The 25238-nt window shown below is 73.4% G+C and carries 25 protein-coding genes; 12 read left to right on the forward strand and 13 right to left on the reverse strand.

Going from position 1 to position 25238, the window contains the following annotated elements:
- Positions 1 to 15 precede the first annotated feature (15 nt).
- Positions 16 to 2796 (reverse strand): penicillin acylase family protein, encoded by a 2781-nt coding sequence (locus tag ACIBNE_RS27500; protein ID WP_399276056.1) that lies wholly within the window; start codon positions 2794 to 2796, stop codon positions 16 to 18.
- Between the two features lie 226 nt (positions 2797 to 3022).
- On the opposite strand from ACIBNE_RS27500, the gene ACIBNE_RS27505 reads away from it, so the two are divergent.
- The 3 genes from ACIBNE_RS27505 to ACIBNE_RS27515 all read left to right on the forward strand — a co-directional run bounded on the left by ACIBNE_RS27505 (position 3023) and on the right by ACIBNE_RS27515 (position 5833).
- Entirely contained in the window at positions 3023 to 3637 is a 615-nt protein-coding gene (locus ACIBNE_RS27505; protein WP_399276058.1) for a hypothetical protein, read from the forward strand.
- A gap of 263 nt (positions 3638 to 3900) precedes the next feature.
- On the forward strand, positions 3901 to 4632 hold the full coding sequence (locus tag ACIBNE_RS27510) for a 3-keto-5-aminohexanoate cleavage protein (protein ID WP_399276060.1): 732 nt from the start codon (positions 3901 to 3903) through the stop codon (positions 4630 to 4632).
- 127 nt (positions 4633 to 4759) lie between these two features.
- Positions 4760 to 5833, forward strand: coding sequence for an RNA ligase (ATP) (locus ACIBNE_RS27515; protein WP_399276061.1), 1074 nt, complete (start codon positions 4760 to 4762; stop codon positions 5831 to 5833).
- A 158-nt stretch (positions 5834 to 5991) separates the two neighbouring features.
- Here the strand turns inward: ACIBNE_RS27515 and soxR are convergent, their stop codons facing one another.
- Positions 5992 to 6456: a redox-sensitive transcriptional activator SoxR gene (soxR, locus tag ACIBNE_RS27520; protein WP_399276063.1), complete on the reverse strand. Its 465-nt coding sequence runs from the start codon at positions 6454 to 6456 to the stop codon at positions 5992 to 5994.
- 115 nt (positions 6457 to 6571) lie between these two features.
- On the opposite strand from soxR, the gene ACIBNE_RS27525 reads away from it, so the two are divergent.
- Positions 6572 to 7033, forward strand: a complete 462-nt coding sequence (locus tag ACIBNE_RS27525) for a MaoC family dehydratase (protein WP_399276065.1) — start codon at positions 6572 to 6574, stop codon at positions 7031 to 7033.
- A gap of 12 nt (positions 7034 to 7045) precedes the next feature.
- On the opposite strand, the gene ACIBNE_RS27530 is transcribed toward ACIBNE_RS27525, so the two are convergent.
- From ACIBNE_RS27530 to ACIBNE_RS27540, 3 genes are all read right to left on the reverse strand, one after another.
- On the reverse strand, positions 7046 to 7735 hold the full coding sequence (locus ACIBNE_RS27530) for a TetR/AcrR family transcriptional regulator (RefSeq protein WP_399276068.1): 690 nt from the start codon (positions 7733 to 7735) through the stop codon (positions 7046 to 7048).
- Positions 7736 to 7829: 94 nt separating this feature from the next.
- Positions 7830 to 8120 (reverse strand): YiaA/YiaB family inner membrane protein, encoded by a 291-nt coding sequence (locus tag ACIBNE_RS27535; protein ID WP_399276070.1) that lies wholly within the window; start codon positions 8118 to 8120, stop codon positions 7830 to 7832.
- A gap of 73 nt (positions 8121 to 8193) precedes the next feature.
- Positions 8194 to 9345, reverse strand: coding sequence for an acyl-CoA dehydrogenase family protein (locus ACIBNE_RS27540; RefSeq protein ID WP_399276072.1), 1152 nt, complete (start codon positions 9343 to 9345; stop codon positions 8194 to 8196).
- A gap of 65 nt (positions 9346 to 9410) precedes the next feature.
- On the opposite strand from ACIBNE_RS27540, the gene ACIBNE_RS27545 reads away from it, so the two are divergent.
- From ACIBNE_RS27545 to ACIBNE_RS27555, 3 genes are read left to right on the forward strand one after another with little or no spacing between them, the layout of a single operon-like run.
- Positions 9411 to 10082 (forward strand): TetR/AcrR family transcriptional regulator, encoded by a 672-nt coding sequence (locus ACIBNE_RS27545; RefSeq protein ID WP_399276074.1) that lies wholly within the window; start codon positions 9411 to 9413, stop codon positions 10080 to 10082.
- 14 nt (positions 10083 to 10096) lie between these two features.
- Positions 10097 to 10831, forward strand: a complete 735-nt coding sequence (locus ACIBNE_RS27550) for an ArsR/SmtB family transcription factor (RefSeq protein ID WP_399276076.1) — start codon at positions 10097 to 10099, stop codon at positions 10829 to 10831.
- Positions 10832 to 10863: 32 nt separating this feature from the next.
- Positions 10864 to 11808, forward strand: coding sequence for a DMT family transporter (locus ACIBNE_RS27555; protein ID WP_399276078.1), 945 nt, complete (start codon positions 10864 to 10866; stop codon positions 11806 to 11808).
- A gap of 42 nt (positions 11809 to 11850) precedes the next feature.
- On the opposite strand, the gene ACIBNE_RS27560 is transcribed toward ACIBNE_RS27555, so the two are convergent.
- The 6 genes from ACIBNE_RS27560 to ACIBNE_RS27585 all read right to left on the reverse strand — a co-directional run bounded on the left by ACIBNE_RS27560 (position 11851) and on the right by ACIBNE_RS27585 (position 18068).
- Positions 11851 to 12330, reverse strand: a complete 480-nt coding sequence (locus ACIBNE_RS27560; RefSeq protein WP_399276080.1) for a VOC family protein — start codon at positions 12328 to 12330, stop codon at positions 11851 to 11853.
- Between the two features lie 91 nt (positions 12331 to 12421).
- Positions 12422 to 13501: a Zn-dependent alcohol dehydrogenase gene (locus tag ACIBNE_RS27565; RefSeq protein ID WP_399276306.1), complete on the reverse strand. Its 1080-nt coding sequence runs from the start codon at positions 13499 to 13501 to the stop codon at positions 12422 to 12424.
- Positions 13502 to 13533: 32 nt separating this feature from the next.
- On the reverse strand, positions 13534 to 14928 hold the full coding sequence (locus ACIBNE_RS27570) for an aldehyde dehydrogenase family protein (protein ID WP_399276082.1): 1395 nt from the start codon (positions 14926 to 14928) through the stop codon (positions 13534 to 13536).
- A 171-nt stretch (positions 14929 to 15099) separates the two neighbouring features.
- Positions 15100 to 16554 (reverse strand): CitMHS family transporter, encoded by a 1455-nt coding sequence (locus ACIBNE_RS27575; protein ID WP_399276084.1) that lies wholly within the window; start codon positions 16552 to 16554, stop codon positions 15100 to 15102.
- 151 nt (positions 16555 to 16705) lie between these two features.
- Entirely contained in the window at positions 16706 to 17281 is a 576-nt protein-coding gene (locus ACIBNE_RS27580) for a TetR family transcriptional regulator (protein WP_399276086.1), read from the reverse strand.
- A gap of 223 nt (positions 17282 to 17504) precedes the next feature.
- Complete coding sequence (locus tag ACIBNE_RS27585; RefSeq protein WP_399276088.1) at positions 17505 to 18068, reverse strand: hypothetical protein; 564 nt, start codon at positions 18066 to 18068, stop codon at positions 17505 to 17507.
- A gap of 249 nt (positions 18069 to 18317) precedes the next feature.
- Here ACIBNE_RS27585 and hmgA point away from each other — a divergent pair, with 249 nt between their 5' ends.
- The 3 genes from hmgA to ACIBNE_RS27600 all read left to right on the forward strand — a co-directional run bounded on the left by hmgA (position 18318) and on the right by ACIBNE_RS27600 (position 21697).
- A complete protein-coding gene (gene hmgA, locus ACIBNE_RS27590) occupies positions 18318 to 19679 on the forward strand; it encodes a homogentisate 1,2-dioxygenase (protein ID WP_399276090.1) in 1362 nt (453 codons plus the stop codon).
- 50 nt (positions 19680 to 19729) lie between these two features.
- Entirely contained in the window at positions 19730 to 20479 is a 750-nt protein-coding gene (locus tag ACIBNE_RS27595; protein ID WP_399276092.1) for a GntR family transcriptional regulator, read from the forward strand.
- A gap of 66 nt (positions 20480 to 20545) precedes the next feature.
- Complete coding sequence (locus tag ACIBNE_RS27600; protein ID WP_399276308.1) at positions 20546 to 21697, forward strand: type ISP restriction/modification enzyme; 1152 nt, start codon at positions 20546 to 20548, stop codon at positions 21695 to 21697.
- Positions 21698 to 21890: 193 nt separating this feature from the next.
- Here the strand turns inward: ACIBNE_RS27600 and ACIBNE_RS27605 are convergent, their stop codons facing one another.
- Entirely contained in the window at positions 21891 to 22604 is a 714-nt protein-coding gene (locus ACIBNE_RS27605) for a TetR/AcrR family transcriptional regulator (protein ID WP_399276094.1), read from the reverse strand.
- Positions 22605 to 22668: 64 nt separating this feature from the next.
- On the opposite strand from ACIBNE_RS27605, the gene ACIBNE_RS27610 reads away from it, so the two are divergent.
- A complete protein-coding gene (locus ACIBNE_RS27610; protein WP_399276096.1) occupies positions 22669 to 23661 on the forward strand; it encodes an ATP-binding cassette domain-containing protein in 993 nt (330 codons plus the stop codon).
- A complete protein-coding gene (locus tag ACIBNE_RS27615) occupies positions 23658 to 24452 on the forward strand; it encodes an ABC transporter permease (protein WP_399276098.1) in 795 nt (264 codons plus the stop codon). The genes ACIBNE_RS27610 and ACIBNE_RS27615 overlap by 4 nt, the downstream gene beginning before the upstream one ends.
- A 265-nt stretch (positions 24453 to 24717) precedes the next feature.
- Here the strand turns inward: ACIBNE_RS27615 and ACIBNE_RS27620 are convergent, their stop codons facing one another.
- On the reverse strand, positions 24718 to 24987 hold the full coding sequence (locus ACIBNE_RS27620) for a hypothetical protein (protein ID WP_399276100.1): 270 nt from the start codon (positions 24985 to 24987) through the stop codon (positions 24718 to 24720).
- Positions 24988 to 25238: the final 251 nt, after the last annotated feature.

Raw genomic sequence — 25238 nt, forward strand, 5'->3', positions numbered from 1 at the left:
CTCCTCGCCCGGCCGCTACCGGTGCGAGGGGAACTCCACGACCTGCTGGTACGTGGGCCTGTTCTGCCAGTGGACCGTCTTGTGCTTGATGCCGCCCAGCGGCCGGTGCACGATCGCGTCCGTGCACCACTGGTCGCCCGCGCCGCAGCTCGCGTCGCCCGGGTAGACCGCGTTCGCGGGCTTGGCCGCGGCCGTCTTCAGCGTGGTGAGCAGCGCGTCGCGGCAGGCGCTCAGCGAGCCGTCGCCGCAGTAGGTCTTCGCGAGCCGCCCCTGGACCGGCTGCCCGAGCACCTGCCGCAGGTCCTTGTCGGCGAAGCCCCACCAGCCGTACTGGAAGGCGGAACCGCCGTGCGCGCCCGTGGGGCCGTGGTTCGCGGCGGGCGACTCGTCGGTCGCCAGGCTCGCGGTCAGCGCCCCGTACAGCTCGGCGCCGAGACCGGGTTTGAACTCCGCCTCGATCAGGAGCGGCCACCAGGCGTCCATGGTGCGGATCGCGTCCGCGTGCGCGTACGCCTTGGAGCCGGGCGCGGTCTCCTTGCGCTGCGCGCCCCCCGCGCGCCAGTTGTCCAGCCGCTGGATCGCCGTGCTCAGCGCCGGATCGGTGACCGGCTGCGAGCGCAGGACCTTCAGCAGCTCGGGCAGCAGCTGCTCACCGCGCAGGTCGGTGACGGCCGCCTCGGCCATCGCGCGGGTCAGGGAGGCCCTGGTGACGCCGCCCTCGGCGACGAGCTTCTTCACCCGCCCGTCGAGCAGGTCGCCGCGGTGCACGGAACCGAAGCCGAACGCGGCGGTGTTGAAGTCCTTGGCCTGCCGGTTGTTCCAGGAGACGTAGTAGTCCTGGCCGACGGACTGCGGGTGCTGCGCGAAGGGCGCGAGGCCCTGCCACTCGTACGCCTGCTCGGCCTTGACGGGCAGGGCGGCGTCGACGCCTTCGGCGCGGACGGGGTTCATGCCGCTGTTGAAGTAGGCGGTGGTGCGGGAGTCCGCGTAGAACCAGTTGAAGGCGTAGTCGACGTGCGACACGGCCTGCTGGAAGGAGGCGGCGTCCTTCGTCCGCTCGGGGTCGTTGAGCAGTTGGAAGCCGATGATCGAGTCGGCCTCGTGGCCGTAGGTGCTGCGCAGCGAGGTGTACGCGACGGGCTTGCCGCCGATCTTCGCGCGGTGCGTGACGATGCCGTACTCCGTGCGCCAGACCTGGAGGCGGTAGGAGCCCTTGGCCGTGGAGTCGGCGACGGTCGGCGCCCAGGCGTTCTTCTTCTCCAGCTTCTCCATCGGGGTGCAGACGCCCCGGTGGAGGTAGTGGACGTCGTCCTGGCACAGCTCGATCGCGTACGTGTCGGTGATGTCCTGGGCCGCCGACGTCGCCGACCACGCGAAGTCCTGGCCCCGGCCCATCTGGACGTACATCCCGACCCCGGCGAAGGCGACGCCTCGCGCGGAGATGCCGGGGCCCTGGAGCTCCTGGAGCATCATCAGCTGCGGTGCGAAGTAGCCGGTCTGCGGGCCGAACACGGCGATCGGGTTGCCGCTGGCGGTGTGCGCGCCTGAGACCATCAGCGCGTTCGACATGCCGCGCGGCTTCAGCGCGTCGGGCGGCAGGACCCCCCTGTCGTACATCCCCTGGAGCGGCTTGAGCGCCTCGGGCGCCCTGACCGGGGACTTGACGCCGGTGCCCGCCGATCCGGTGCGGTCGTACACCAGCGGCTCGGGGACGACGGTGCCCGGGTCGGGCAGCGCGGTGCCGCGCGGGTTCGCGGGCTTCTGCGCGTACGGGAAGGAGGTGCCGTCGTGGACGGTGAGGACGGCCTCCGGATCGTTGCGCTGGCGGAAGGACTCCCAGACGGCGGTGCCCTCGACGACGCCGTACTTCTGCTGGGCGGCGAGCAGCGAGAGCGCGGCCTGCACCTCGCCGCCGCCCCCGCCGCCGAACTGGCCGCCGACGACGGAGGCGATGGAGATCAGGTCGGTGAGCTCGAAGGGCCGGATCTCCCCGACGTTGGTGATCGAGTCGATCTTCCCGGTGAGGACGTACTCGCCGGGGAAGTACCGGCCGTCCTTGGCCTTGCGGGCGTAGGCGTTGATGCCGTCGACGTACGCCTGGGCGTCCGCCATGGCCTGCTCGCCGCGCGGTCCCTCCTCGGTGCGGATCCGCTCGACCTGCGCCTTGAGGTCGGCCTCGGTGTACGGGGCCATCGGCCAGAACTGCTGCTCCATGCCCTGGTTGGCGAGCGCGCCGCCCGCGAAGGAGGTCAGCTCGCCCCGGCCGATGTGCCGGAAGAGGTCCATCAGCCAGAGCCGGTCCTGCCCCGCGGCGTACCCGGCGCCGAACTCCGTGCCGTAGCGGGTGGTGCCCTTGACGTGCGGCACGCCGGTCCGCTTGTCGCGGGTGATGGTGACGTCCGCGCGCGGGCTGACGACGGACTCGACCTGGTCGTCGGGGACCCCGAAGGAGGCGTCGTTGAAGAAGTCGGTGAGCCGGTCGTCGGTGAGGCCGCTCTGCCCCGCGACGAGGGCGTTGTAGCGGTCGAGCTGGTCGTCGCTGTGCTTGGGGTGCGTGCCGAACGCCTGGTTCCCCAGAATCTCCACAAGCGTGGCGCTTCCGTTGGCGCCGGGCGGCAGGACGTCGGCGCACTGGCCGCCGCAGTGGTCGGGGACGGCGGCGGCCGCGGGTGCGGACGCGGCGGTTTCGGCCAGTGCGCCGGCCGGGCTGGCGGGGGTCAGCAGGGCGAGTCCCACGGTCAGCGCGGCGGCGGCTGCGGTGAGGACTCTGCTGGGTTTCACGGTGCGTCGTGGCATGCGTGCTCCTCCGGAGTGCGGCTGCGCCGGAGGTTACTGACGACTTGACCCGTCAGTAAGGTGAGCATGAGTCACCTTTTCCGAATCGCCACATCACGTGCGAGAGAGCTCGCTCAGGGGCCTCCGAACGCGGTGAATGAGGGCCATTCGATTTTCGATGGAGCCGAAACGGGCAGTCGTACGTCCATTCTTCGACGCCGAAGTACCAGCGATGGAGGTGGCCACGATGGCCGGTTTTCGGAGTCTTGCGAGACAGGTGCGCGATCCGGGGTGCGACATGGCGCTCCGGCGGTACTCACTGCGCAAGTGCCTGGAGCGATTCGCCCCCTATGGGCACCGGGCGACCTGGGACCACCTGTGCTCCAGGCACGGGATCGACCCGGAGGACAGGGCGCCCGATCCGGCGCGGCTCGTGGCCGCGCTCGACGAGGTGGAAGAGGCGCGGGCCGTCTGGCTCGCCTACGAGGCGGAGTTCGCCGCGCGCCGCAGGCGCGAGAAGCACCACGGGCTGCGGCGGCCGGGCTCCTTCGACGACTGGCACCGGCGCACCTGGGGCGGCAACGGGGTCGCGCGCTGCGACGACCCGGCCGTCCATCCGAAGGCGCCGCTGGCAGAGGTGCTGCGGCGGCTCATAGGAGCGCTGCGGGCCGAACCGGGAGAACGGTGCCCGGTGTGTGCGGAGTCCGGGATCGTCTGGCGCCAGGAGCTGTCCCACGAACCGTGGTACGGCCCGGTCTGCCGGAGCTGCGGGATCGTCGTGCCGCAGCCCGTGCTGACGTCCCGGGCGCTGGCCGCGGCCAAACGGGCGCGGCGGGGCGAGGTGCTGGTGTCGGTCGCGTGAGCCGTGTGACGGGACCGGGGGCGGGGGCGGGTGCCGATCGACCGGGCCGCGCGGCCCGCGGTGTCCCGAGCGGCGCGCGGTGTTCGAGGTGCGGTGCGTGAGGTGCGGTGCGCGGGGCGGGCGGTTGCGTGCGGTACGGGGGGCGCGGTGCGACGGTCCGCCTCGTCGCTGTCGGGGGCGGTGACCGAAGGGGCGGGCGGGCGGCGTGGGGCCGCCGCGCCTGTGCCGGGGGCGTTGTCAGTGGCGGGTGCCACCATCGGGACATGATCCAGGCATGCCTGAACGGGCAGCGCGGAGCGGGTGATTGCGCTGCCGTGCCGCTGTCGCCCGGTGCGATGGCCGAGTCCGCCGCGCTCGCCGTCGCGGCCGGTGCGGCGGAGGTGCACGTCCACCCCAAGACGCCGTGCGGCGGTGACACGCTCTCGCCGCGGGTGGTCGCGGCGACCGTGACGGCGGTGCGGGAGGCGGTGGCCGTGCCCGTCGGGGTGACCACGGGCGCCTGGGCCGAGCCCGACCCGGTGCGGCGCGTCGAGCGGGTGCGCGCCTGGACGGTGCTGCCCGACCTCGCGTCGGTCAACTGGCACGAGCCGGGCGCCGAGGAACTGGCGGCCGCGCTCATGGAGCGCGGGGTCGGCGTGGAGGCGGGCGTCTGGTCGGGCACGGACGGGGTGCGGCGCTTCCTGGCGTCCCCGCTGGCCGGGCGGGTCGCGCGGGTCCTCGCGGAGGTCACGGACACGGACCCGGCGACGGCCGCGGGCTCGGCCCGGCTGCTCCTCGCGGAGCTGGGGCGGGCGCACGGCAGACCGGTGCTGCTGCACGGGGAGGACGGAGGCGCGTGGCCCGTGCTGCGGCTGGCGCGGGAGCTCGGCCTCGACACCAGGATCGGCCTGGAGGACGTGCTGTTCCTCCCCGACGGGCGGCGCGCGGGGTCGAACGCGGAGCTGGTCGCGGCGGCGGACAGCGGGGCGGTGACCTGGCGGGGAGCGGCGCGATGACCGGGCCGTGACCGGGCGGGGAGCGGGGCCGTGACCGGGTAATTCGATGGCGGGCGGGGCGCCCCGCGGCGACAGTGGTCCGCGATGAGACACACCGGGAACACCCCCTGAAGCACTGGAGTCCGCCATGTCTACGCTGCGCGTCACCGCAGAAGTCCTGACCGTCCACGACCATCCGAACGCCGACGCGCTGGAGCTCGCGCAGGTGGGCCTCTACCGCGCGGTCGTCGCGAAGGGCGCGTACCGCAGCGGCGACGTCGCCCTCTACATACCGGAGCAGTCGGTGCTGCCCGCCGGGCTCATCGACGAACTGGGGCTGACGGGACGGCTCGCGGGCGGCAGGGCGGACCGGGTCAAGGCGGTGCGGCTGCGCGGCGAGCTGTCGCAGGGCATCGTGTGCAGGCCGCGCGCGCTGGCGGAGGTCGACCTGGCGCGGGCGGCCGACGAGGGCACGGACTTCGCGGAGCTGCTCGGCATCACCAAGTGGACGCCGCCGATACCGCCGACGATGGACGGCGAGGTGGAGCCGGCGGCGGACCTGCTGCCGTGGGTCGACATCGAGAACGTGCAGCGGTACCCGGGGATCTTCGAGCCCGGCGAGCGGGTCGTGCTCACCGAGAAGCTGCACGGCACGGCCTGCCTGCTGACCTACGTCGCCGACGGGGAGCGGGTGTTCGTCTCGTCGAAGGGGTTCGGTGCGAAGGGGCTCGCGCTGAAGGAGGACGCGCGGAACCTGTACTGGCGCGCGGTGCACGGCCACGGCGCGGCCCGGGTCGCGGCGCGGCTCGCGGAGGAGCTGGGCGCGACCAGGGTCGGGATCTTCGGCGAGGTGTACGGGTCGGGGGTCCAGGACCTGGCGTACGGCGCGGACGCGCGGCGCGAGGACGGGGTGGGGTACGCGGTGTTCGACGTGTCGGCGGAGGTCGACGGGGCGGTGCGCTGGCTGGACCCCGCGGAGGTCCTGGCGGACGGCGAACTGCCGCTGGTGCCGCGGCTGTACGAGGGCCCCTACGACGAGGCGGCGGTGCTCGCGCTGGCGAGCGGCGCGGAGACGGTGTCGGGGCGGGGGCTGCACCTGCGGGAGGGCGTGGTGGTCCGGCCCGCGGTGGAGCGGTACAGCGGAGTGGTCGGGGGGCGGGCGATCGCGAAGGCGGTGAGCGGCGCGTACCTGACGCGCAAGGGGGCCACGGAGTACGAATAGTCCGCCGGGCGCGGTGTTCCGGGGCGGTTGTCCCGAGGCGACGCGCCTTCTACGGGTCCCGTCGCCCGGGGCGGGCGTCTTCCGCCTGCGGCGGGCGAGCCCCCGCAGTGGCCCGCCCACCGGCCCGCACCGCTCCCCCGCCCACACCTCCGTCCCCGCTACTCCTTCGGGCGTTCCGCCATCAGGCGGGAGCCTGCCATGCGCGTGCCGAACACGTCGTCCGGGTTCGACAGGACGCAGGTCTCCATCGAGAGGCACCCGCACCCGATGCAGTCCGTCAAGTGGTCCCGCAACCGCCCCAGTTGCTTGATCCGCTCGTCCAGCTCCGAGCGCCACGCCTCGGACAGCCGCGCCCAGTCCTCCCGGTTCGGCGTCCGCTCCTCCGGCAGCTCCGCGAGCGCGTCGCGGATCGTGGCGAGCGGGATGCCGACCCGCTGCGCGGCCCGCACGAAGGCGACGCGGCGCAGCGCGTCGCGCCCGTAGCGGCGCTGGTTGCCCGCCGTACGACGGCTGCTGATCAGGCCCTTGGCCTCGTAGAAGTGGAGGGCGGACACGGCCGCGCCACTGCGCGCGGACAGCTGACCGACCGTGAGCTCGTGAATCTTCTCTGGAATCTGCGGCATTCCGCGAACCCTACTGGCAGTCCGTTGACGGAACGTTGACAGGACCTGCCCGCCCCAGCATGCTGAGCAAGCGCTTAGACACGTCTCCGGACGCTTCTACCGAGGGAGTTACAGCATGGGTGAGCCCAGGGTCTTCGCCTCCGCCGACGAGCTGCGCGCGGGCGTCGGCGAACAGCTCGGCCACAGCGACTGGCTGGAGATCGACCAGAAGCGGATCGACCTCTTCGCTGAGGCGACGGGCGACCACCAGTGGATCCACGTGGACCCCGAGCGCGCGGCGGCCGGCCCCTTCGGCCGGACCATCGCGCACGGCTATCTGACGCTCTCGCTGCTGCCCCTCTTCGTACCGCAGGTGCTGCGCATCGAGGGCATGAAGATGGGCGTCAACTACGGCACCGACAAGGTGCGCTTCCCCGCCCCCGTCCCGGTCGGCTCGCGGCTGCGGGCGAGCGCGGTCCTCACCGGGGTGACGGAGGCCGGGGGCGGCGTGCAGGTGACCGCGCTGGTCACCGTGGAGCGCGAGGGCGGCGCCAAGCCGGTCTGCGTCGCGGAGTCGGTGTCGCGCTACTACTTCTGAACCGCTCCCGGGCTACTCCCGAGCGCCCGGACCGCCGACACCGCCCGGATCACCGGCACCCCCGGGACCGTCGGCACCGCCCCGCGCCGCCACCATCCGCAGCACGAGCCCCGCGTACAGCTCGCCGACCTCGTCCGGCGTCCTGCGGCCCCCGGCGTTGAACCAGCGCGCGACGTCGATGCAGAGCGACAGCACCGCGAGGGTGGTGCCGGGGACGTCCGGGACGTCGAACTCCCCCGCCGCCACGCCCTCGTTCACGATCCGCCGCACCACCGCGTCGCTCTTGCGGCGCAGCGCCACGATCTCCGCGCGGTTCTCGGGGCCCAGCGCGTCCAGCTCGTACTGCACGACCCGCGCCGTGGTGTGCCGCTCGGCGTGCCAGCGGACGAAGGAACGGACGGCCGAGGCCAGCCGCTCGGCGGCGGTGCCCTCGGCGTCGGCCGCCGACTCCAGGACCGAGAGGGCCTTCTCGTGGCCGATCCTGCTGATCCGCAGCAGGAGCTCTTCCTTGGTCTTGTAGTGGATGTAGAGCGCGGCCGGGCTCATCCCGGCGCGCCCCGCGATGTCCCGCGTGGTCGTCGCGTGGTACCCGCGCTCGGCGAAGGCGTCGACGGCGGCGATCAGCAGCCGCCTGGCCGCGTCCGGGGCGACCTCGTCCCACGCCGCGTCCAGCTCGTCGGCCGCACCCTCCGCCGTGCTCATCCCTCGCCCCTTCCAGTCAGCAGGACGAACACCATACCCCGAAGGTGAGCAAGCGCTTAGGACCGGTGTCCGTCAGGAAGGATCCCGGGAGGATTCAGGAGGGGTTGCGGAAGGGGTCGTGCTCGGCGAGCAGCTTGTCCAGCCTGGCCTGGTCGACCCGGTTCGCGAGCCCGCCGGCCTCCTGCTTGTCCCGCACGACCTTGGAGAGGGTGAAGGCCGAGGTCGTGAGGTAGAGGACGGCTATCGCGAGGAAGGCACGGACCCAGGCGTCGGCGTCCAGGAAGTAGATCCCGAAGGCCGTCGCGCCGAGCGCGATCGCGAAGGAGGCGACGGCCTGGCCGTAGTACGCCCCGGTGTTCTGCTGCTTGACCGGTGTCTCACTCATGAACGGCAGCCTCCTCCCGGAACGCGGCCCTCACATCCGTACGGGTACTCATCCCGTACTCAGGACCCGTGCGTCAGAACGCCGAAACCCCCGTCAGGGCGCGGCCGATGATGAGCTTCTGGATCTGGCTGGTGCCCTCGTACAGGGTCATCACGCGCGCGTCGCGCAGCAGTTTGCCGACCGGGTACTCGTCGATGTAGCCGTAGCCGCCGAAGACCTGGAGGGCGTTGTTGGCGCAGCGGACGGCGGCCTCGGAGGCGTACAGTTTGGCCTTGGAGGCGGCCGTGGCGAACTCCTCGCCCCGGTCGATCAGGTCGGCGACCCGCCAGGTGAGCAGCCGGGCCGCGTCCACGTCGACGGCCATGTCGCTGATCAGCTCCTGGACGAGCTGGTACGAGGCGATGGGCCTGCCGAACTGCTCGCGCTCGGCGGCGTAGCCGACGGCCGCGTCCAGCGCGGCCCCGGCGATGCCCACGCAGCCCGCGGCGACCGACATGCGGCCCTTGGCGAGCGCGGACATGGCGATCGAGAAGCCCTTGCCCTCGGGGCCGAGCAGCGCGGAGGCCGGGACCCGTACGTCTTCGAGCGTCAGCTCGGCGGTGGCCTGGCCGCGCAGCCCGAGCTTGCCGTGGATGGCGCGGCGGGTGAGGCCGGGGGCGTCGGCGGGGACGAGGAAGGCCGAGATGCCCCGGTGGCCCGGGGTGTCGTTGGTGCGGGCGAAGAGCAGGACCACGTCGGCCCAGGTGCCGTTGGTGATGAACGTCTTGCTGCCGTTGATCACGTACGCGTCGCCGTCGCGGACCGCCCGGGTGGTCAGCGAGCCCGCGTCGGAGCCGGTGCCGGGCTCGGTGAGGCCGAAGCAGCCCAGCGCGTCGCCCGAGGCGAGGCGGGGCAGCCAGGTGCGCTTCTGCTCCTCGTCGCCCCAGGTCGCAAGGGTCTTGGCGACCAGTCCCAGGGAGACGGAGACGATGCCGCGCACGGCGGAGTCGCCGCGCCCCAGCTCCTCGGTGACCAGGCAGTACGCGAGGTGGTCGCCGCCCGAGCCGCCGTACTCCTCGGGGATCGTGAGGCCGAGGAAGCCCACCGCGCCGAGCTTCTCCACGATCGACCTGTCGACGCTCTCGGCGCGGTCCCACTCGGCGGCGTACGGGGCGACCTCGCGGCCGACGAAGTCCTCGGCGAGCCGCCGTACGGCCTTCTGCTCCTCGTCGAGCTCCAGGTCCATGCCCGGCCACCCCCTCTTTAACTAACACTGCTAGTTTCCCGCTGGCAGGCCCTACTATGTGCCGCATGGCCCGACCGCGCAAGCCCCTCCTCAGCCGAGACCGCATCGTCGCCACGGCGGGCTCCCTGGTCGACTCCGAGGGGCTCGACGCCGTGTCGACCCGGCGCCTCGCGGCCGAGCTGGGGGTCAGCGGGCCCTCCCTCTACAACCACTTCAGGGGCAAGGACGAGATCCTGGACGCGGTCGCCGACGCGGTCAGCGCCCAGGTCGACCTGTCGATGTTCGACGAGGACGACGGCCGCGACTGGCGCACCGCGCTGCACGACTGGGCCGTCTCCTACCGCGCCGCGCTCACCGCGCACCCCCACATCGTGCCGGTGCTCGCCCAGGGCCCCGGGCGCCGCCCCGCCGGGCTGAAGGTGGCCGACGCGGTGTTCGGCGCGATGGTCAGGGCGGGGTGGCCGCCCGCGCAGGCGACGCACATCGGCGCCCTCATGCGGTACTTCGTCATGGGCTCGGCGCTCGGCTCGTTCGCCCGGGGCTTCGTCCAGGACGAGACCGCCTACGACCCGGCGGACTATCCGCACCTGGGCCGGGCCCACCTCCTGGCCGCACACCGGGAGAAGGTCGACGAGGGCGCGTTCGAGACGGGCGTACGGGCCCTGCTGGACGGCCTCGCCGCGCAGTACGCACTGCTCGGGCACGAGACGGTTCGGGCCGCGCCGAAGGGTCGATAGGGCACCCTGGGGGCATGTCGTACGCCGCAGCCCACCCGACCCCGGCACAGGCCGCGTCCCCCGGCGCCCGCCTGGCGGCCTTCGCCGCGCTCTTCGCCGACGAGACCCGCGCCACGATGTGCCTGTCCCTGCTCGACGGCCGCGCCTGGACCGCGAGCGAACTGGCCCGTACGGCGGGCGTCGCCGCCTCCACCGCGAGCGAACACCTGGGGAAGCTGGTCGCGGCCGGGCTGCTCGCCGAGGAGCGGCAGGGCCGCCACCGCTACGTGCGCCTCGCGGACTCCACGGCCGCGGCGCTCGTCGAGTCGCTGGCCTCGCACGCGATCCCGGGCCGGGACCGCCCGCACACGCTGCGCGCGGCGAGCGCGAGCTCGGCGATGGCGCGCGGGCGCACCTGTTACGACCACCTCGCGGGGCGCCTGGGCATCGCGGTCACGGACGCGATGGCCGGGCGCGGACTGCTGCTCACGGAGACCGGCTTCGCGCTCACCGAAGCGGGCCTCGGGTGGTTCGCGGACCTGGGCGTCCCGCTGGCGACCAAGGGGCGCAGGCCGCTGGTCAGCGCGTGCCTGGACTGGACGGAGCGCAAGCGGCACCTGGCGGGCGTCGCGGGGGCCGCGCTCTGCGCGCACGCGCTGGAGGCCGGCTGGTGCGTGCGCATCGGCAGCGAGCGGGCGGTGAAGGTGACCGCGGAGGGCGAGCGGGCGCTGGGCGAGCTGCTCGGGATCGATGCGGAAATACTTCGGTGACAGCCGAAGTGTCGGTGACCTAGCATCGGGACATGGCCAACACCCCAGCCGCTCCGGCGGCCCCCGCCGCCTCCCGCACCTCGTCCCCCGGCATCGCCGCCGTCGCTGCCGCCGCCGTCTCCGTCGTGCTCTGGGCATCGGCCTTCGTCTCGATCCGCAGCGCGGGCGAGTCCTACTCCCCCGGCGCGCTGGCGCTCGGACGCCTGCTGAGCGGCGCGGTGGTGCTCGGCGCGATCTGTCTGGTCCGCCGCGAGGGGCTGCCGCCGCGCGCCGCCTGGCCCGGCATCGCGGTCTCGGGCCTCGTCTGGTTCGGGCTCTACACGGTGGTGCTCAACTGGGGCGAGCAGAAGGTCGACGCGGGGACCGCGGCGCTGGTGGTCAACATCGGGCCGCTGGTGATGGCGCTGCTCGCCGGGTGGCTGCTCAAGGAGGGGCTGCCGAAGCGGCTGCTGCTCGGCATGGGCGTGTCGTTCGTGGGCGCCGCGATCGTGGGCCTGTCGATGTCGGGCGACGGCTCGGCGTCCGTGCTCGGCGTGGTGCTCTGCCTGGTCGCGGCGGTCGCGTACGCGGCGGGGGTCGTCGCGCAGAAGCCCGCGCTGGTGCACGCGAGTCCGCTCCAGGCGACGACGTACGGCTGCGCGATCGGCGCGGTGGCGTGCCTGCCGTTCGCCGGGCGGCTCGTGGAGGACGCGGCGCACGCGCCGGTGTCCGCGACGCTGAACATGGTCTACCTCGGGGTCTTTCCGACCGCGCTCGCCTTCACCACGTGGGCGTACGCGCTGGCGCGCACGACCGCGGGGAAGATGGGCGCGACGACCTACGCGGTGCCGGCGATCGTGGTGCTGATGGCGTGGCTGCTGCTCGACGAGGTGCCGGGGTGGTTGACGCTGCTCGGCGGAGCGGTGTGCCTCGCGGGGGTCGCGGTCTCGCGCGGACGCGGCAGGGCGGCGGGAGCCTCACGGGGCGCGACGCGGTAGGGGTGCCGTTGCCCGGGTGGGCGCCGGAGACCGCGGCCCCGGCTACTCCCCCCGTGCCGCCGCCTCCAGCGTGGCGACCTCCAGCCTGCCCATCTTCATCATCGCCGCCGTGACCCGCCCGGCCACCGCCGGATCCGCGTCGCCGAGCAACTCGGTCAGGCGGCGCGGCACGATCTGCCACGACAGGCCGAACCGGTCCTTGAGCCACCCGCAGGGCCCCTCCTGTCCGCCGCTCGCGGTGAGCGCGGCCCACAGGTCGTCCACCTCGGTCTGGTCCTCGCAGTCCACGGAGAGCGAGACCGCCTCGGTGAACGTGAACTCGGGGCCGCCGTTGAGCGCGATCAGCTCCTTGCCCGCGATCTCGAACTCGATGGTGAGCACCGAGCCGGGCTCCCCCGGCCCCTCCTTGCCGTAGCGCGTCACGTCGATGATGCGCGAGTCGCGGAACACCGACGTGTACAGCTCGACGGCGGCCTCCGCCTGGCCGTTGAACCAGAGACAGGTCCTGATCTTCTGCGTCATGACGGTTCCCTTCGGGGTGGGCGCTTCTGCTTCCTCTCACAGATGCGGACCGCGCGCACCCCGGGAACTCATCGGTCGAAGCCGAAGGGGTTCAGAACACGACCAGTGCCCTGCCGCCCTTCCCCGCGAGCATGTTCTCGAACGCCGCCGGGATCCCGTCGAGCCCGATCCGCTCGGTGACCAGCGCGCCGAGGTCCAGCCGCCCCGCCCTGACGTGCTCGGCGAGCACGGGCAGGTCGGCCGCCGGGTCGGAGTTGCCGTAGACGCAGCCGGAGAGCGTACGGCCCCAGTGGAAGATCTCCAGCGCGTTGAAGGTCACCTGCTGGTCCTTGCCGCCGATGCCGACGACGGTGGTGCGCCCGCCGCGCCGGGTGGACTCCCAGGCGGTACGGATGGTCGCGGCGCGGCCCACGCACTCGACGGCCACGTCCGCGCCGTGGCCGCCGGTCAGCGCGCGGACCTCCTTGGCGGTGGTGTCGGACGCGACGACGTACTCCGTGGCCCCCGCCCGCCGCGCCAGTTCCTCCTTCGCCGGCGACACGTCCACCGCGACGATCGACGACGCGCCCGCGATCCTGGCGGCCTGGAGCGCGGCGAGGCCGACGCCGCCGGCGCCGAACACCACCACGGACTCCCCGGCGCGGACCCGCGCGCTGTGGTGCACCGCGCCGTACCCGGTCAGGACCGCGCAGCCGAGCAGCGCCGCCTGGTCGAGCGGGACGCCGTCGGGCGCGGGCAGCACGCAGTCGGCGGCGACCACGGTCTCCTCGGCGAACGCGGCGACGTTGAGCCCCGGATGCAGTTCGGTGCCGTCGGCGGTACGGGCGTGCCTGCCCGCGGCGCCGCGCAGCGCGCCCGCGCAGAGCCAGACCTCGCCGATCGCGCAGTGGTGGCAGGCGCCGCAGGCGGGCGCCCAGTTGAGGACGACGCCGTCGCCGGGGGCGACGTGGGTGACTCCCTCGCCCACGGAGACGACCGTGCCCGAGCCCTCGTGGCCGAGCACGGCCGGGACGGGCACCCGCATGGTGCCGTTGGACAGGGACAGGTCGGAGTGGCAGACCCCGGCGGCGGCGATCCTGACCCGCACCTGCCCGGGGCCCGGGTCGGGCAGCAGGATCTCGGTGATCTCCAGCGGGGAACCGACGGCGGGCAGGACTGCGGCGCGGACCACGTTCACGTACTCCTCGATCGGCGGGACGGGCATCAGAACTGGAGGGACTTGGTCTGGAGGTACTCGCTCAGGCCGTGCGCGCCCAGCTCGCGGCCCACGCCCGACTGCTTGTAGCCGCCGAACGGGGCGAGCGGGTTGAAGCGGCCGCCGTTGATGTCGACCTGCCCGGTGTCCATGCGCCGCGCGAAGGCGACGGCCTCCGCCTCGTCGGCGGCCCAGACCGCGCCCGCGAGGCCGTACACCGTGCCGTTGGCGATCCGCAGCGCGTCGGCCTCGTCCTCGTACCTGATGATCGAGACGACCGGGCCGAAGATCTCCTCCTGGGCGATCGTCATCTCGGGCGTGACGTCGGCGAAGACGGTCGGCGCGACGTAGAAGCCGGTCTCCAGGGGCGCCTCGGGGCCGCCCGCGACGAGCCGCGCGCCCTCCGCGACGCCCTTGTCGATGTAGCCGCGCACCCGCTGCCGCTGCTCGGCGCTGACCAGCGGGCCGATCCGCTCGCCCGGCACGTACTTGGCGACGGCGGTCGCGGCGAGCGCCACCGCCTCCTCGTACCGGTCGGTGTGGACCAGCATCCGGGTCCAGGCGCTGCACGTCTGGCCGGAGTTGGACATGACGTTGGCGATGCCGACGTTGACCGCCCTGGCGAGGTCGGCGGAGGGCAGGATCACGTTGGCCGACTTGCCGCCGAGCTCCAGCGCGACGCGCTTGACCGCGCCGCCCGCGACCGCGCCGATCCGCCGGCCGACGGCCGTGGAACCGGTGAAGGAGACCAGGTCGACGCCCGGGTGCTCGGCCAGCGCCTGCCCCGCGACCGGGCCGAGCCCGGTGACCAGGTTGAAGACGCCCGCGGGCAGGCCGGCCTCCTGGGTGGCCTCGGCGAAGAGCTGGGCGGTCAGCGGGGTGTACTCGGCGGGCTTGAGCACGACCGTGCAGCCCGCGGCGAGCGCGGGGGCGACCTTGGCGACGATCTGGTGCAGCGGGTAGTTCCACGGCGTGATCGCGCCGACGACGCCGACGGGCTCGGCGAGGACGGTGGAGTTGCCCACCTTCTCCTCGAAGGGGTACGAGGCGGCCAGCTCCGCGTACGAGTCCGCGACCAGCAGCGGCACGGACGCGTGCACCGCCCGGGAGAGCGCGAGGGGCGCGCCGAGCTCGGCGGTGACCGTCTCGGCGATCTCGTCCTTGCGGGCGGCGAGCGCGTCACGAAGGGCGGCGATGCGCGCGGCGCGGTCGGCGGGGGCGGTGGCCGCCCAGCCGGGGAACGCCGCGCGGGCGGCGCGCACGGCGGCGTCGACGTCGGCCGCAGTGCCGGCCGGGACGTGGGCGATGACCTGCTCGTCCGCCGGGTTCACCACGGGGAAGGTGTCGGTGCCGTACGCGGGGCGCCACTCCCCGCCGATGTACATGCCGTCGTGCGCGATCATCAGGTGCTCCTTCGGAGGGACCGGCTCGGGCCCGCGTCCGGAGCGGCCCGCCCCCAAACTAGCGCCGTTAGTTTTCTGGGTCCAGAGGGACTCCGGCGGAGCACGGCGGCCCCGCCCCGACCGCTCGGGACGGGGCCGCGCCGCTGTCGCCCGGGGCGGAGCCGGGCCGCGTCAGATGATCCCGAACAGGATCCCCGCGCCCAGGACCACCAGCGAGGTGAGCGCCGCCCACTTCACCGTGAACCTCGTGTGGTCGCCGAACTCCACCTTCGCCATGCCGACCAGCACGTACACCGCGGGCACCAGCGGGCTCGACATGTGCAGCGCCTGGCCGACGAGCGAGGCGCGGGCGATCTCCAGCGGGGAGACGCCGTGCGCGGCGCCGGCCTCGGCCAGCACGGGGACCACGCCGAAGTAGAAGCCGTCGTTGGACATGAAGTACGTGAGCGGGATGCTCAGCACGCCCGTGACGATCGCCATGTGCGGCCCCATCGCGTCCGGCACGGCCCCGACCAGCCAGTCGGCCATGTGCTCGACCATGCCGGTCCCGGTGAGGACACCGGTGAAGACGGCGGCGGCGAAGACCATCCCGGAGACGTTCAGGACGTTGTCCGCGTGCGCGGCGAGACGCTCGCGCTGCTCGGCCATCGAGGGGAAGTTCACGGTGAGCGCGAGGGCCGCGCCGAGCAGGAAGAGCACCGGGATCGGCAGCAGCTCCATGATCATCGCGGTGAGGAGAGCGACGGTCAGGCCGGCGTTGAACCAGTAGAGGCGGGGGCGCAGCGTGGGCCTGTTCGGGTCGAGCCCCTGGAACTCCTCGTCGCCCGGGGCGACGGCGGCGGACGCGCCGCCCGTGCCCATACCGGCGCCCGTGCCCCGGCGGCCGCCCTTGCCCGCGCCCGCTCCCCCGTCCTTCGTCAGCGTCTCGCTCCCGGCCTTGACCAGCACCGCACCCGACTCGCCCGCCCCGTCCGCCGCGTCGCCCGGCTCCAGCGCCTCGTCCAGCGTGAGGTAGCCGATGCGCTTGCGCTCGCGGCACCCGAGCACGTACGCCAGGAGGAACACGGCCAGCAGGCCGACGCCCAGCGCCGGGATCATCGGGACGAAGATGTCGCCCGCGTCCAGCTTGAGCGCGGTGGCGGCGCGGGCGGTGGGGCCGCCCCAGGGCAGCGTGTTCATGACGCCGTTGGCGGTCGCGGCGACACCGGTCATGACGACCAGGCTCATCCCGAGCCGCTTGTAGAGCGGATACATCGCGGAGACGGTGATCATGAAGGTGGTGGAGCCGTCGCCGTCCAGCGAGACGATCGCGGCGAGCACCGCCGTACCGACGACGATCCGCATCGGGTCCGCCTTGCAGAAGCGCAGGATGCCCCGGACGATCGGGTCGAAGAGGCCGACGTCGATCATCACGCCGAAGTAGACGATGGCGAACATCAGCATCGCGGCGGTGGGGGCGAGCTTGCCGACGCCTTCGATGACGTAGTCGCCGAGCTGTGCGCCCTGGCCGACCAGGACGCAGAAGAGCGCGGGGATGAGGACGAGCGCCGCGATCGGCGACATCTTCTTCATCATGATCAGGACCAGGAAGGTCGCGATCATGGTGAAGCCGAGGATGGTCAGCATGGAGGACACCTAACGTTCACCCTTGAACTCCCACCGGAGTCGGCGGTCCGGCTGACGTTAGGTGCCGCGTTCTGGCGTTAACAAGATGTTGACGCGTGAGCAATACGAGCAAAACAGCAGGTCAACGGTGTACGTGTAGGGCGCGGTGGCCTCAGTCGAGCGTCTGGGCCAAGTAGCTGTGCAGCAGCTTCCGGGTCTCCTCGACGAACTCGGGATCGCCCGACGGATCACGGCGGAAGGCGAGCTGGAGCACCGAGTCGGCCGCCTCGACCGCCACCAGGATCGTGCGGCGCAGCACCGCGTCGGGCGTCCGCCCGAGGTGTGCGCAGAACAGCGCCACCAGACTGTCCGCGAGCCGGTGGTTCGCGTCGTCCTCGGTGCCCGCGGCCTGTGCGGGCGCACCGAAGTTGACCAGTGCGAAGCCGGGCGTGGTCCGCTTCATCAGCAGGTACTCGTCGAGCGCGACGTCCGTCGCCCGGCGCCACTCGGCGGGCGGGACGGCGGCGAGCCGCGCGGTGACCCGCTCCGCGAACCGGTCGAGGTTGCGGTGGGCGAGCGCGTCCGCCATGGCGCGCTTGTTGGAGAAGAAGCGGTAGACCGAGCCGATGGGGACCTCGGCGCGGGCCGCGACGGCGCGGGTGGAGAGCTGTTCGTAGCCGGACTCGTCGAGCAGTTCGGCGCAGGCGTCGAGGATCCGGGTGAGCCGCGCCGCGCTGCGCTGCTGCACGGGCGCACGCCTGAGGCCCGCGTCGGGGCGGATGCCGGGGCGGGACGCGGGGATCGACCCGGACCGGGGACGGGGGACGGTCTCGGAGCGGGGGCGGGGAACGGTCTCGGACCGGGGCGCGATCACGGGAACGGAAGTGGAAGCGGAAGCGGGAAGGGAGACGGAAGCGGGAACGGGTTCGGGTTCAGGTCTGGCTTCGGGGGGCACCGCCCCATCATGCCCCTCACCCCCGCGCCGCCTCACCCCCTGTGGAGGCGGTCAGTTGGGCGGTGCCCTCCACCGGCTTGCCGGAGACCGCCCAGACGGTGTGGTCGTCGGCCGACAGACGTACCGCCAGGGTGTGGGTGCCCTTGGCGACCGCGTCACCCGGCAGGTGGAACCAGGGGCCGTACACCCTGGCCAGCGGGCGGTCGTCGATCAGCAGCCACGCGTAGCCGCGCCCAGGCCTGGCGGGGCCGCCTATGCTCTCCGGGGTGAACCGGAAGCCCTTCGGGGCGAGTTGGAGGTTCCAGCCGTCCTCCGAGTCCGGTTGCACGGTGAGCCGCACCTCGGGCGCCCCGGCCTTGTCGACCTGGCGCAGCCGGTGTCCCGCCGCGTCCCGGGTCTCCAGCAGCTTCCCCGCGGGACCGCTCGTCACCCGCCGCCCGGTCTCCGGGCTCCGCTCACTCCCCTCGGACTCCCCGCACCCGGCGGCCGCCAGCGCCAGTGCCACCGCCACGAGCGCGGCGCGCCTCGTCGGCGCCCACTCCCCGCGTACCGCCCGCCGCTGCCGCCCCGCCCCTGACACCCGCGCCCCCTCCCGTGGCCGCCGTCCGGCCACCGCCGCCTTCCGCCCCACCACCCGGCCCGCACACGGACCCACGGTCGAACCTGCCACACCCGGGGCGAGCGCTGCCACCCGGTATCCGCCGCGCCGGGTCCCGCCGCCCCGCGCGACCCGGTCCCGGCCCTTCCGGCGGGCCCCATTGACGAGCCGCCGAGGCAATCCTACGGTTGACCATAGGATTGCATTCGGCACCGGGAGCGGAGCGGACAGATGAGCGGCACAACGACCGGCGGATCGGCCACGGGCAGCGGCGCCGAGCAGGCGCGCAAGACCGCCGAGGCACTGACGTACTCCTCGGGCTTCGGCAACGAGCACAGCTCCGAGGCCGTTCCCGGCGCGCTGCCGCACGGGCGGAACTCCCCGCAGCGCGCGCCGCTCGGCCTCTACGCCGAGCAGCTGAGCGGCAGCGCGTTCACCGAACCCCGCGCGCACAACCGGCGCTCCTGGCTCTACCGCATCCGCCCCTCGGCGGCGCACCCCGCGTTCACCAGGATCGACAACGGCGCACTGCGCAGCGCGCCCTTCACCGAGACCGTGCCCGACCCCAACCGGCTGCGCTGGAACCCGCTGCCCGAGCCCGCGCCCGGCACGGACTTCCTGGCCGGCCTGTGGACGCTCGGCGGCAACGGCGACGCCACCCAGCGCACGGGCATGGCGATCCACGTGTACCACGCCAACTCCCCCATGACGGACCGGGTGTTCAGCGACTCCGACGGCGAGCTGCTGATCGTGCCCGAGCGCGGCGGCCTGCTGATCCGCACCGAGTTCGGCCTGCTGAGCGCGGAGCCGGGGCACGTCGCGCTGATCCCGCGCGGGGTGCGCTTCCGCGTCGAGCTGCTCGACGAGAGCGCCAGGGGGTACGTCTGCGAGAACTACGGCTCCCCGTTCGTGCTGCCCGACCTCGGCCCGATCGGCGCCAACGGGCTGGCCAACGCCCGTGACTTCCTCGCGCCGGTCGCCGCGTACGAGGAGACCGAGGGTCCGGTCGAGGTGGTCAACAAGTTCTGCGGCAACCTCTGGTCCGCGACCTACGACCACTCCCCGCTGGACGTCGTCGCCTGGCACGGCAACCACGTCCCGTACGTCTACGACCTGCACCGCTTCAACGTCATCGGGTCGATCTCCTACGACCACCCCGACCCGTCGATCTTCACGGTGCTGACCTCGCCATCGGACACCCCGGGCCTGGCGGGCGTGGACTTCGTGGTCTTCGCGCCGCGCTGGCTGGTCGGCGAGGACACCTTCCGCCCGCCGTACTTCCACCGCAACGTGATGAGCGAGTACATGGGCCTGATCGAGGGCGCCTACGACGCCAAGACCGCCGGAAAGGGGGGCTTCGTGCCCGGCGGCGGCTCGCTGCACAACATGATGTCGGCGCACGGGCCCGACCGGGAGACCTTCGACCGGGCGAGCGCCGCCGAGCTGAAGCCGCAGAAGATCGACGACGGCCTGGCGTTCATGTTCGAGACGCGCTGGCCCGTGACGGCGACCGGGCAGGCCGCGGACGCGGACCACCTCCAGCGGGACTACGACGCCGTGTGGCAGGGTCTCGAACGCAACTTCCGCCCGTGAGAGCCCGTGCCCGGCTCTGACGCCCCGCAGCACCCGTACGGAGAAAGCCCGTGACCGCCTTCGCCCCCGACTCGCTGGTCCTGAACCGCAAGCTGCCGCTCTGGTACCAGGTCTCGCAGTCGCTGCGCGCCTCGATACTGGGGCGCTCGCCCGACGCCTCGCTGCGGCTGCCCACCGAGGAGCAGCTGGCCGCGCACTACGGCGTCAGCGTGCTCACGATGCGCCAGGCGCTGAAGGAGCTGGAGGCGGAGGGGCTGATCAGCAGGCACCGCAGGCGCGGCACGTTCATCGAGCCGAGCGCGCGCAGGGGTGCTCCGGTGCGGCTGCTGGGCTCGGTCGACACGATCGTGGCCCAGCAGTCGGGCGAGCGGACCACGGTGCTCGGGCACGCGCGGGGCCCGGTCCCCGGCGAACTGGCCGAGCACTTCGGGGACGTGGCGGAGGTGGTGTCGTACCGCCGCCTGCGCCACGACGGGGAGAGCGGCGAGCCCACCAACTGGGCGGAGAACGCGGTGCTTCCCGAGGTGGCGGCCGCGATCGAGGTCGCCGATCTGGAGCGGTGGCCGATGACGAAGGTGCTGCGGGACGTGGCGGGGGTGCGGATCAGCCGGATCACGGACACGGTCGAGGCGCGGCTCGCCGACCCCGAGACGGCCGAACTGCTCCACGTGCCGCTGCTCTCGCCGATCCTGTACTACACGGGCGTCGTGTACGACGGGGCCGGCCGGGTCGTGGACGTGGCGCGGATCCGCTACCGGGGCGACCGGTTCTCGTTCTCGGTGACGCTCGAAGCGCATTGAGCGGGCCCCGGCCCTGAGTAGCATCGGGGCGTGAGCAGCGACGAAGCGCCCCTCCTCGACGATCTGATGCCGTGGTCGGTTGCCCCGCTGAGGCTGGGGCGGAGCTGGGTCATGGCCCCCGACGCGCGCTCGCTGCGGGCGCGCTGGGACGCGTTGACCGGCGCCGAACCCGTCGAGCGCGCGCGGCTGTTCGGGCCGAGCAGGGCGCGGGGGCTCGGTACTGCGGTGGCCGCGCTCCCCGGGCAGCGCACCGGCACCGGGCGGCTCGCGGGCGAGGGCGGGCCGTGCCCCGAGCCCGTGCGGGTGCTGCACGGCGCGTTCGACGAGCAGTGGCTGGTGCCCGACCACCGGCTTATCGACGTGGCCCGCCCGGAGTTGTGGCGCGTCGTCGACGGGACGCGTCAGCTCTTCGTCGTCGAACAGGGTTACGTGGCAGGCACCGGGACCGGCGGCCCCGCCCTGACCGTGACCGCGCACGTCCCGGACGGGCGGTCGCCCGCGGGGCGGCCCGGCCGGATCCGGCCGCTGTACCGGCGCCCCGGCGGGGTGGAGCCCAACGTGACGCCTGGGCTGCTCGCGTTCCTCTCCGGGCGGTACGGCACCGAGGTCGGCGCGGCGGAGTTCCTGGCGTGGACGGTGGCGGCGGCGCGGCCGTCCCCCGCGGGCTGCCGGGTGCCGCTCACCGCTTCGCGGGACGTTTGGCGGGCGGGCGTGGAGCTCGGCGAGCGGCTGCTGCGGGTGCACCTGCGGGGCGCGCGGGGCGGGGAGCGGCCCCGGCTGCCGGGCGGGCGGCGCCCCTACGTGCGGTCCGCCGTCCCCGCGCGGCCCGGGGAGCTGGCGTACGACGCGGAGTCCGAGACGCTGCTCGTCGGGGAGGGCGGCCGGATCTCGCCCGTACCGGCGGAGGCGTGGGAGTTCGAGGCGGGCGGGGTGCGGGTGCTGGACCTGTGGTTCGCGCGGCGCGTCCAGGAGCCGCCGGACGCGCTGTCCGCGATCCGGCCGTCGGCCTGGCCGCAGGAGTGGACGTCGGAGCTCCTCGAACTGATCACGCAGCTGGCGCTGCTCGCGGCGGCGCGAGGGGAACGGGAGGCGGTGCTCGGGGACGCGGCGACGATTCCGCCCGGGGAGGTGCCGGTGCCGGGGGCGGGGGCGCGGAGGCCTGCGTCGGTACTGGACCACGAGGAGGAGGGCCCGAACGGGCAGTTCGCGCTGCTGTAGGGGGCGGGGGGTGCGGTTTCCGCTGCGCGGGGCGGGGTGGGTACGCGCGGCGCGTGCCCCACCCTCGCGCAGTTCCCCGCGCCCCTGAAAGGGGCGCGGGGCTGTGTCGATGTGCGGCTCCGCCGCGTGGGCGCGGTCCTTTACGCCCCCGGCAGGGTTTCGGGAAGGGGCGCCCCGCCAGGGGGCCGCGGCGCTACCCCGGTGCGAAGCCGTTGAGGATGCGGCTCAGCATCCGCTCGAACACCGCGTCGAGATCGATCGGCCCCGCGCCCTCCCCGAACGCCGCCGCCAGCCTCGGATACCGCCCGGACCCGATCTCCCGCCCCAGGTGGGCGATCCGCACCGCCTGCTCCGCCTCCTGCGACCACGGCAGCGACCGCACCCGCTCCGCCGTGGACAGCTCGTTCGCGACGTACGCCGTGATCGTGCCGTTCAGCATCGCGAGCAGCTCCATCTTCTCGCCGTAGCGGATCCCCAGCGGGTCGAGGCAGGCCAGCCCGTACTCCAGGTACGCCAGCGCATGGGGGCTGAAGCCGTACACCGGCGACATGAGCCGCGGCATCCACGGGTGCCTGCGCATCAGCGCCCGCGTCTGGTGGGCGAGCGCGACGACGTCGGCGCGCCAGTCCCCCGAGGGCGCGTCGGGCAGCACGTACTCCCCGCTCACCGCGTCGACCATCAGTTCGTACAGGTCCTCCTTGCGCGGCACGTAGTTGTAGAGCGACATCGTGCCGCACCCCAACTCCGCCGCGACCTTCCGCATCGAGACGGCCTCCAGCCCGTCCGCGTCGGCGATGCGCACCCCGGCCGCCGCGATGTCGGTCCTGGAGTACGCGGGTCTCGGGCCGCGGCCCGCGCGCTCGGGGCGCGCCCAGATCACTTCGGGTTCAGCAGGTCGCCCCGCCATCGTTCATCACCTCGCTCACCATCGTAGTTACGTACACCGTACGTAGTGCGCTACAGTCGGCGGCATGACTACTACGTACACCGTACTTAGTGAGGGTCTCGGCAAACGCTTCGGCGACGTCCACGCGCTGCGCGGGCTCGACCTCGCCGTCGCCGAGGGCACCGTCTGCGGGATGCTCGGCCCCAACGGCGCCGGGAAGACCACCGCGGTCCGCGTCCTGACCACCCTGCTCGCACCCGACGAGGGGTCCGCCCGCGTCGCGGGCCACGACCTGCGGCGCGAGCCCGAAGCGGTGCGCCGCGCGATCGGCGTCACCGGCCAGTACGCCTCCGTGGACGGGGAGTTGACCGGCGCCGAGAACCTGCGGCTGTTCGCGAAGCTGCTGCGCGCCCCGCGCTCGCGCGCCGACGAGCTGCTGGAGCGCTTCGAGCTGGCCGGGGCCGCCGACCGCCCCGCCCGCACCTACTCGGGCGGCATGCGCCGCCGCCTCGACCTGGCCGCCAGCCTGATCGTCCGCCCCGCGGTGCTGTTCCTGGACGAGCCGACGACCGGCCTCGACCCGCACAGCAGGAACGGCATCTGGGACGCGGTGCGCGAGCTGGCCGACGAGGGCACCACGGTCCTGCTCACCACGCAGTACCTGGAGGAGGCCGACCGGCTGGCCGACGACATCGTGCTCGTCGACGAGGGCCGCGCCGCCCACCGCGGCACGCCCGCCGAGCTGAAGGCCGCGATCGGCAGCTACGCCGAGGTGGTGGTGGCCGAACCGGCGCAGCTGCGCGCGGCCGCCGCCGTACTGGACCGGCTGACGGGCGCCGAGCCCGTGCTCGACGCCGGGCGCGGCACGGTCGGCGCGGTCGCCACCGACCCCACGCTCACGCTGCCCCGCATCGTCCGCGAGGTAGACGCGGCGGGCGTCCTGATCGTCGACGCGGCCCTGCGCCCGCCCACCCTCGACGAGGTCTTCCTGCGCCTGACGCGGCGCCACCCGGGCCCGGCCGGCCGGGCCGCCGACCGGAACACCGCCGCCCCAGCCCCCCAGGGAGTCCGCACATGAGCAGCCCCGCACTCGTCCACGACGGCACGGCCGTCCTCGGCCGCCACCTCCAGCGGATCAGGCGCGCCCCGGCGATCACGGTCATGACACAGACGATGCCGATCGTCTTCCTGCTCTTCTTCGGGTACGTCTTCGGCAGCGCACTCGCCATGCCGGGCGAGGACTACCGGGCGTTCCTGGTCCCCGGGCTGATGGTGGCGACCGCCGCGAACGGCATCATGACCGGGATGTTCCAGGCCGCCCAGGACTCCCACCGGGGCGTCATGGACCGGTTCCGCACGATGCCGATGAGCCGGGCCGCAGTGCCGCTGGGCCAGGCGCTCGCGGACCTGCTGACCACCGCCGTCGGGCTGGTGCCGCTGGTACTGGTGGGGCTCGCGATGGGCTGGCGGATCGACGGCGGCCCGCTCGCGGCGCTCGGCGCGTTCGGGCTGCTGCTGCTCTTCCGGTTCGCCACGACCTGGGTCGGCATCCTGCTGGGGCTGGCGTCCCGGAGCGAGGAGGCGGCGGGCCAGCTGGGCGGCGCCACCTTCATGCTGCCGCTGCTCTCCAACGCGTACATCCCGACCGACGGCATGCCGGGCTGGGTGCGCACGATCGCGGAGTGGAACCCGATCTCGGCGGTGACCACGGCCGTGCGGGACCTCTTCGGGAACGCCGAGATCCCCGCGGGCGCCGCCTGGCCGGTCGCGCACCCGATCGCGGGCTCGCTGGCCTGGTCGCTCGCCCTCCTCGTGGTCTTCGCCCCGCTCGCGGTGCGGCGTTACGCGGGGGCGCGGCCCGCGCGGTAGGCCCCGCGCGACAGGCACGGGGGCGGGGGACGTGACGGGCACGTCCCGAAGGCGGGAGAACACACCGACGCAGCCCTGCGTGCCCGGGGGATGACGGACGAGCGGCCCGCAGAGCTGCGTCGGAACGGTGTGATCGCCTGAGTGTGCGGCTCAGGCTGCTTGTCTGGCGTGCCCTTTTGTTTCTTTGTCGACTGTTTCGCTGTCGGCTGTTTCGTTGTCGACGCGAGGCCGACGTGCGCGCCGCCCCGGGCTCGGACCCGAAGGGTCAGTGGCGGTTGCCGAACAGCGAGCGGCGCAGGCGCCGCAGCGGCGCGAAGAGCGAAACGCGGGCGCTCCGGCTCCTGCTCCTGCGGGCGTGTGCCGAGTCGCGGGAGGTCAGCTCGCGCATCAGCGTCGTCGCTTCGGCCGCCTCGCGCTGCGGCACGGCGGGGCCGCCGAGCACTGCGAGGTGGCGGTCGAGGCGCGAACTGGTCGCACTGCTCCCGCACGTGATGGCAGGCACCCGTGGCCTGCTGCGCACCGTTATCTGTTCCATGTCACTCCCCACCCGTACGAGGGCACTCATCCTCGGGCAGGTTAACCCTATCGCCCCCGCACCTCACTCGTGTATCCCGGTCCCGGGATTCGTCGCACCCACAAGGGGGTTGGCGATTACTCTCCGAATTCTCCAGATTCCAGGGCGAGTTGGACAGGGCGTTCGGCCGGCCAACTCCGCAGACCTCCGCAGGTCGCGACGGATCCCTTAAGTTCCCTGGTCGCAGTGGTGATTCCGGTCACTGCCCGGAC

Source organism: Streptomyces sp. NPDC050504 (genome assembly GCF_044458065.1).
Classification (GTDB): Bacteria; Actinomycetota; Actinomycetes; order Streptomycetales; family Streptomycetaceae; genus Streptomyces.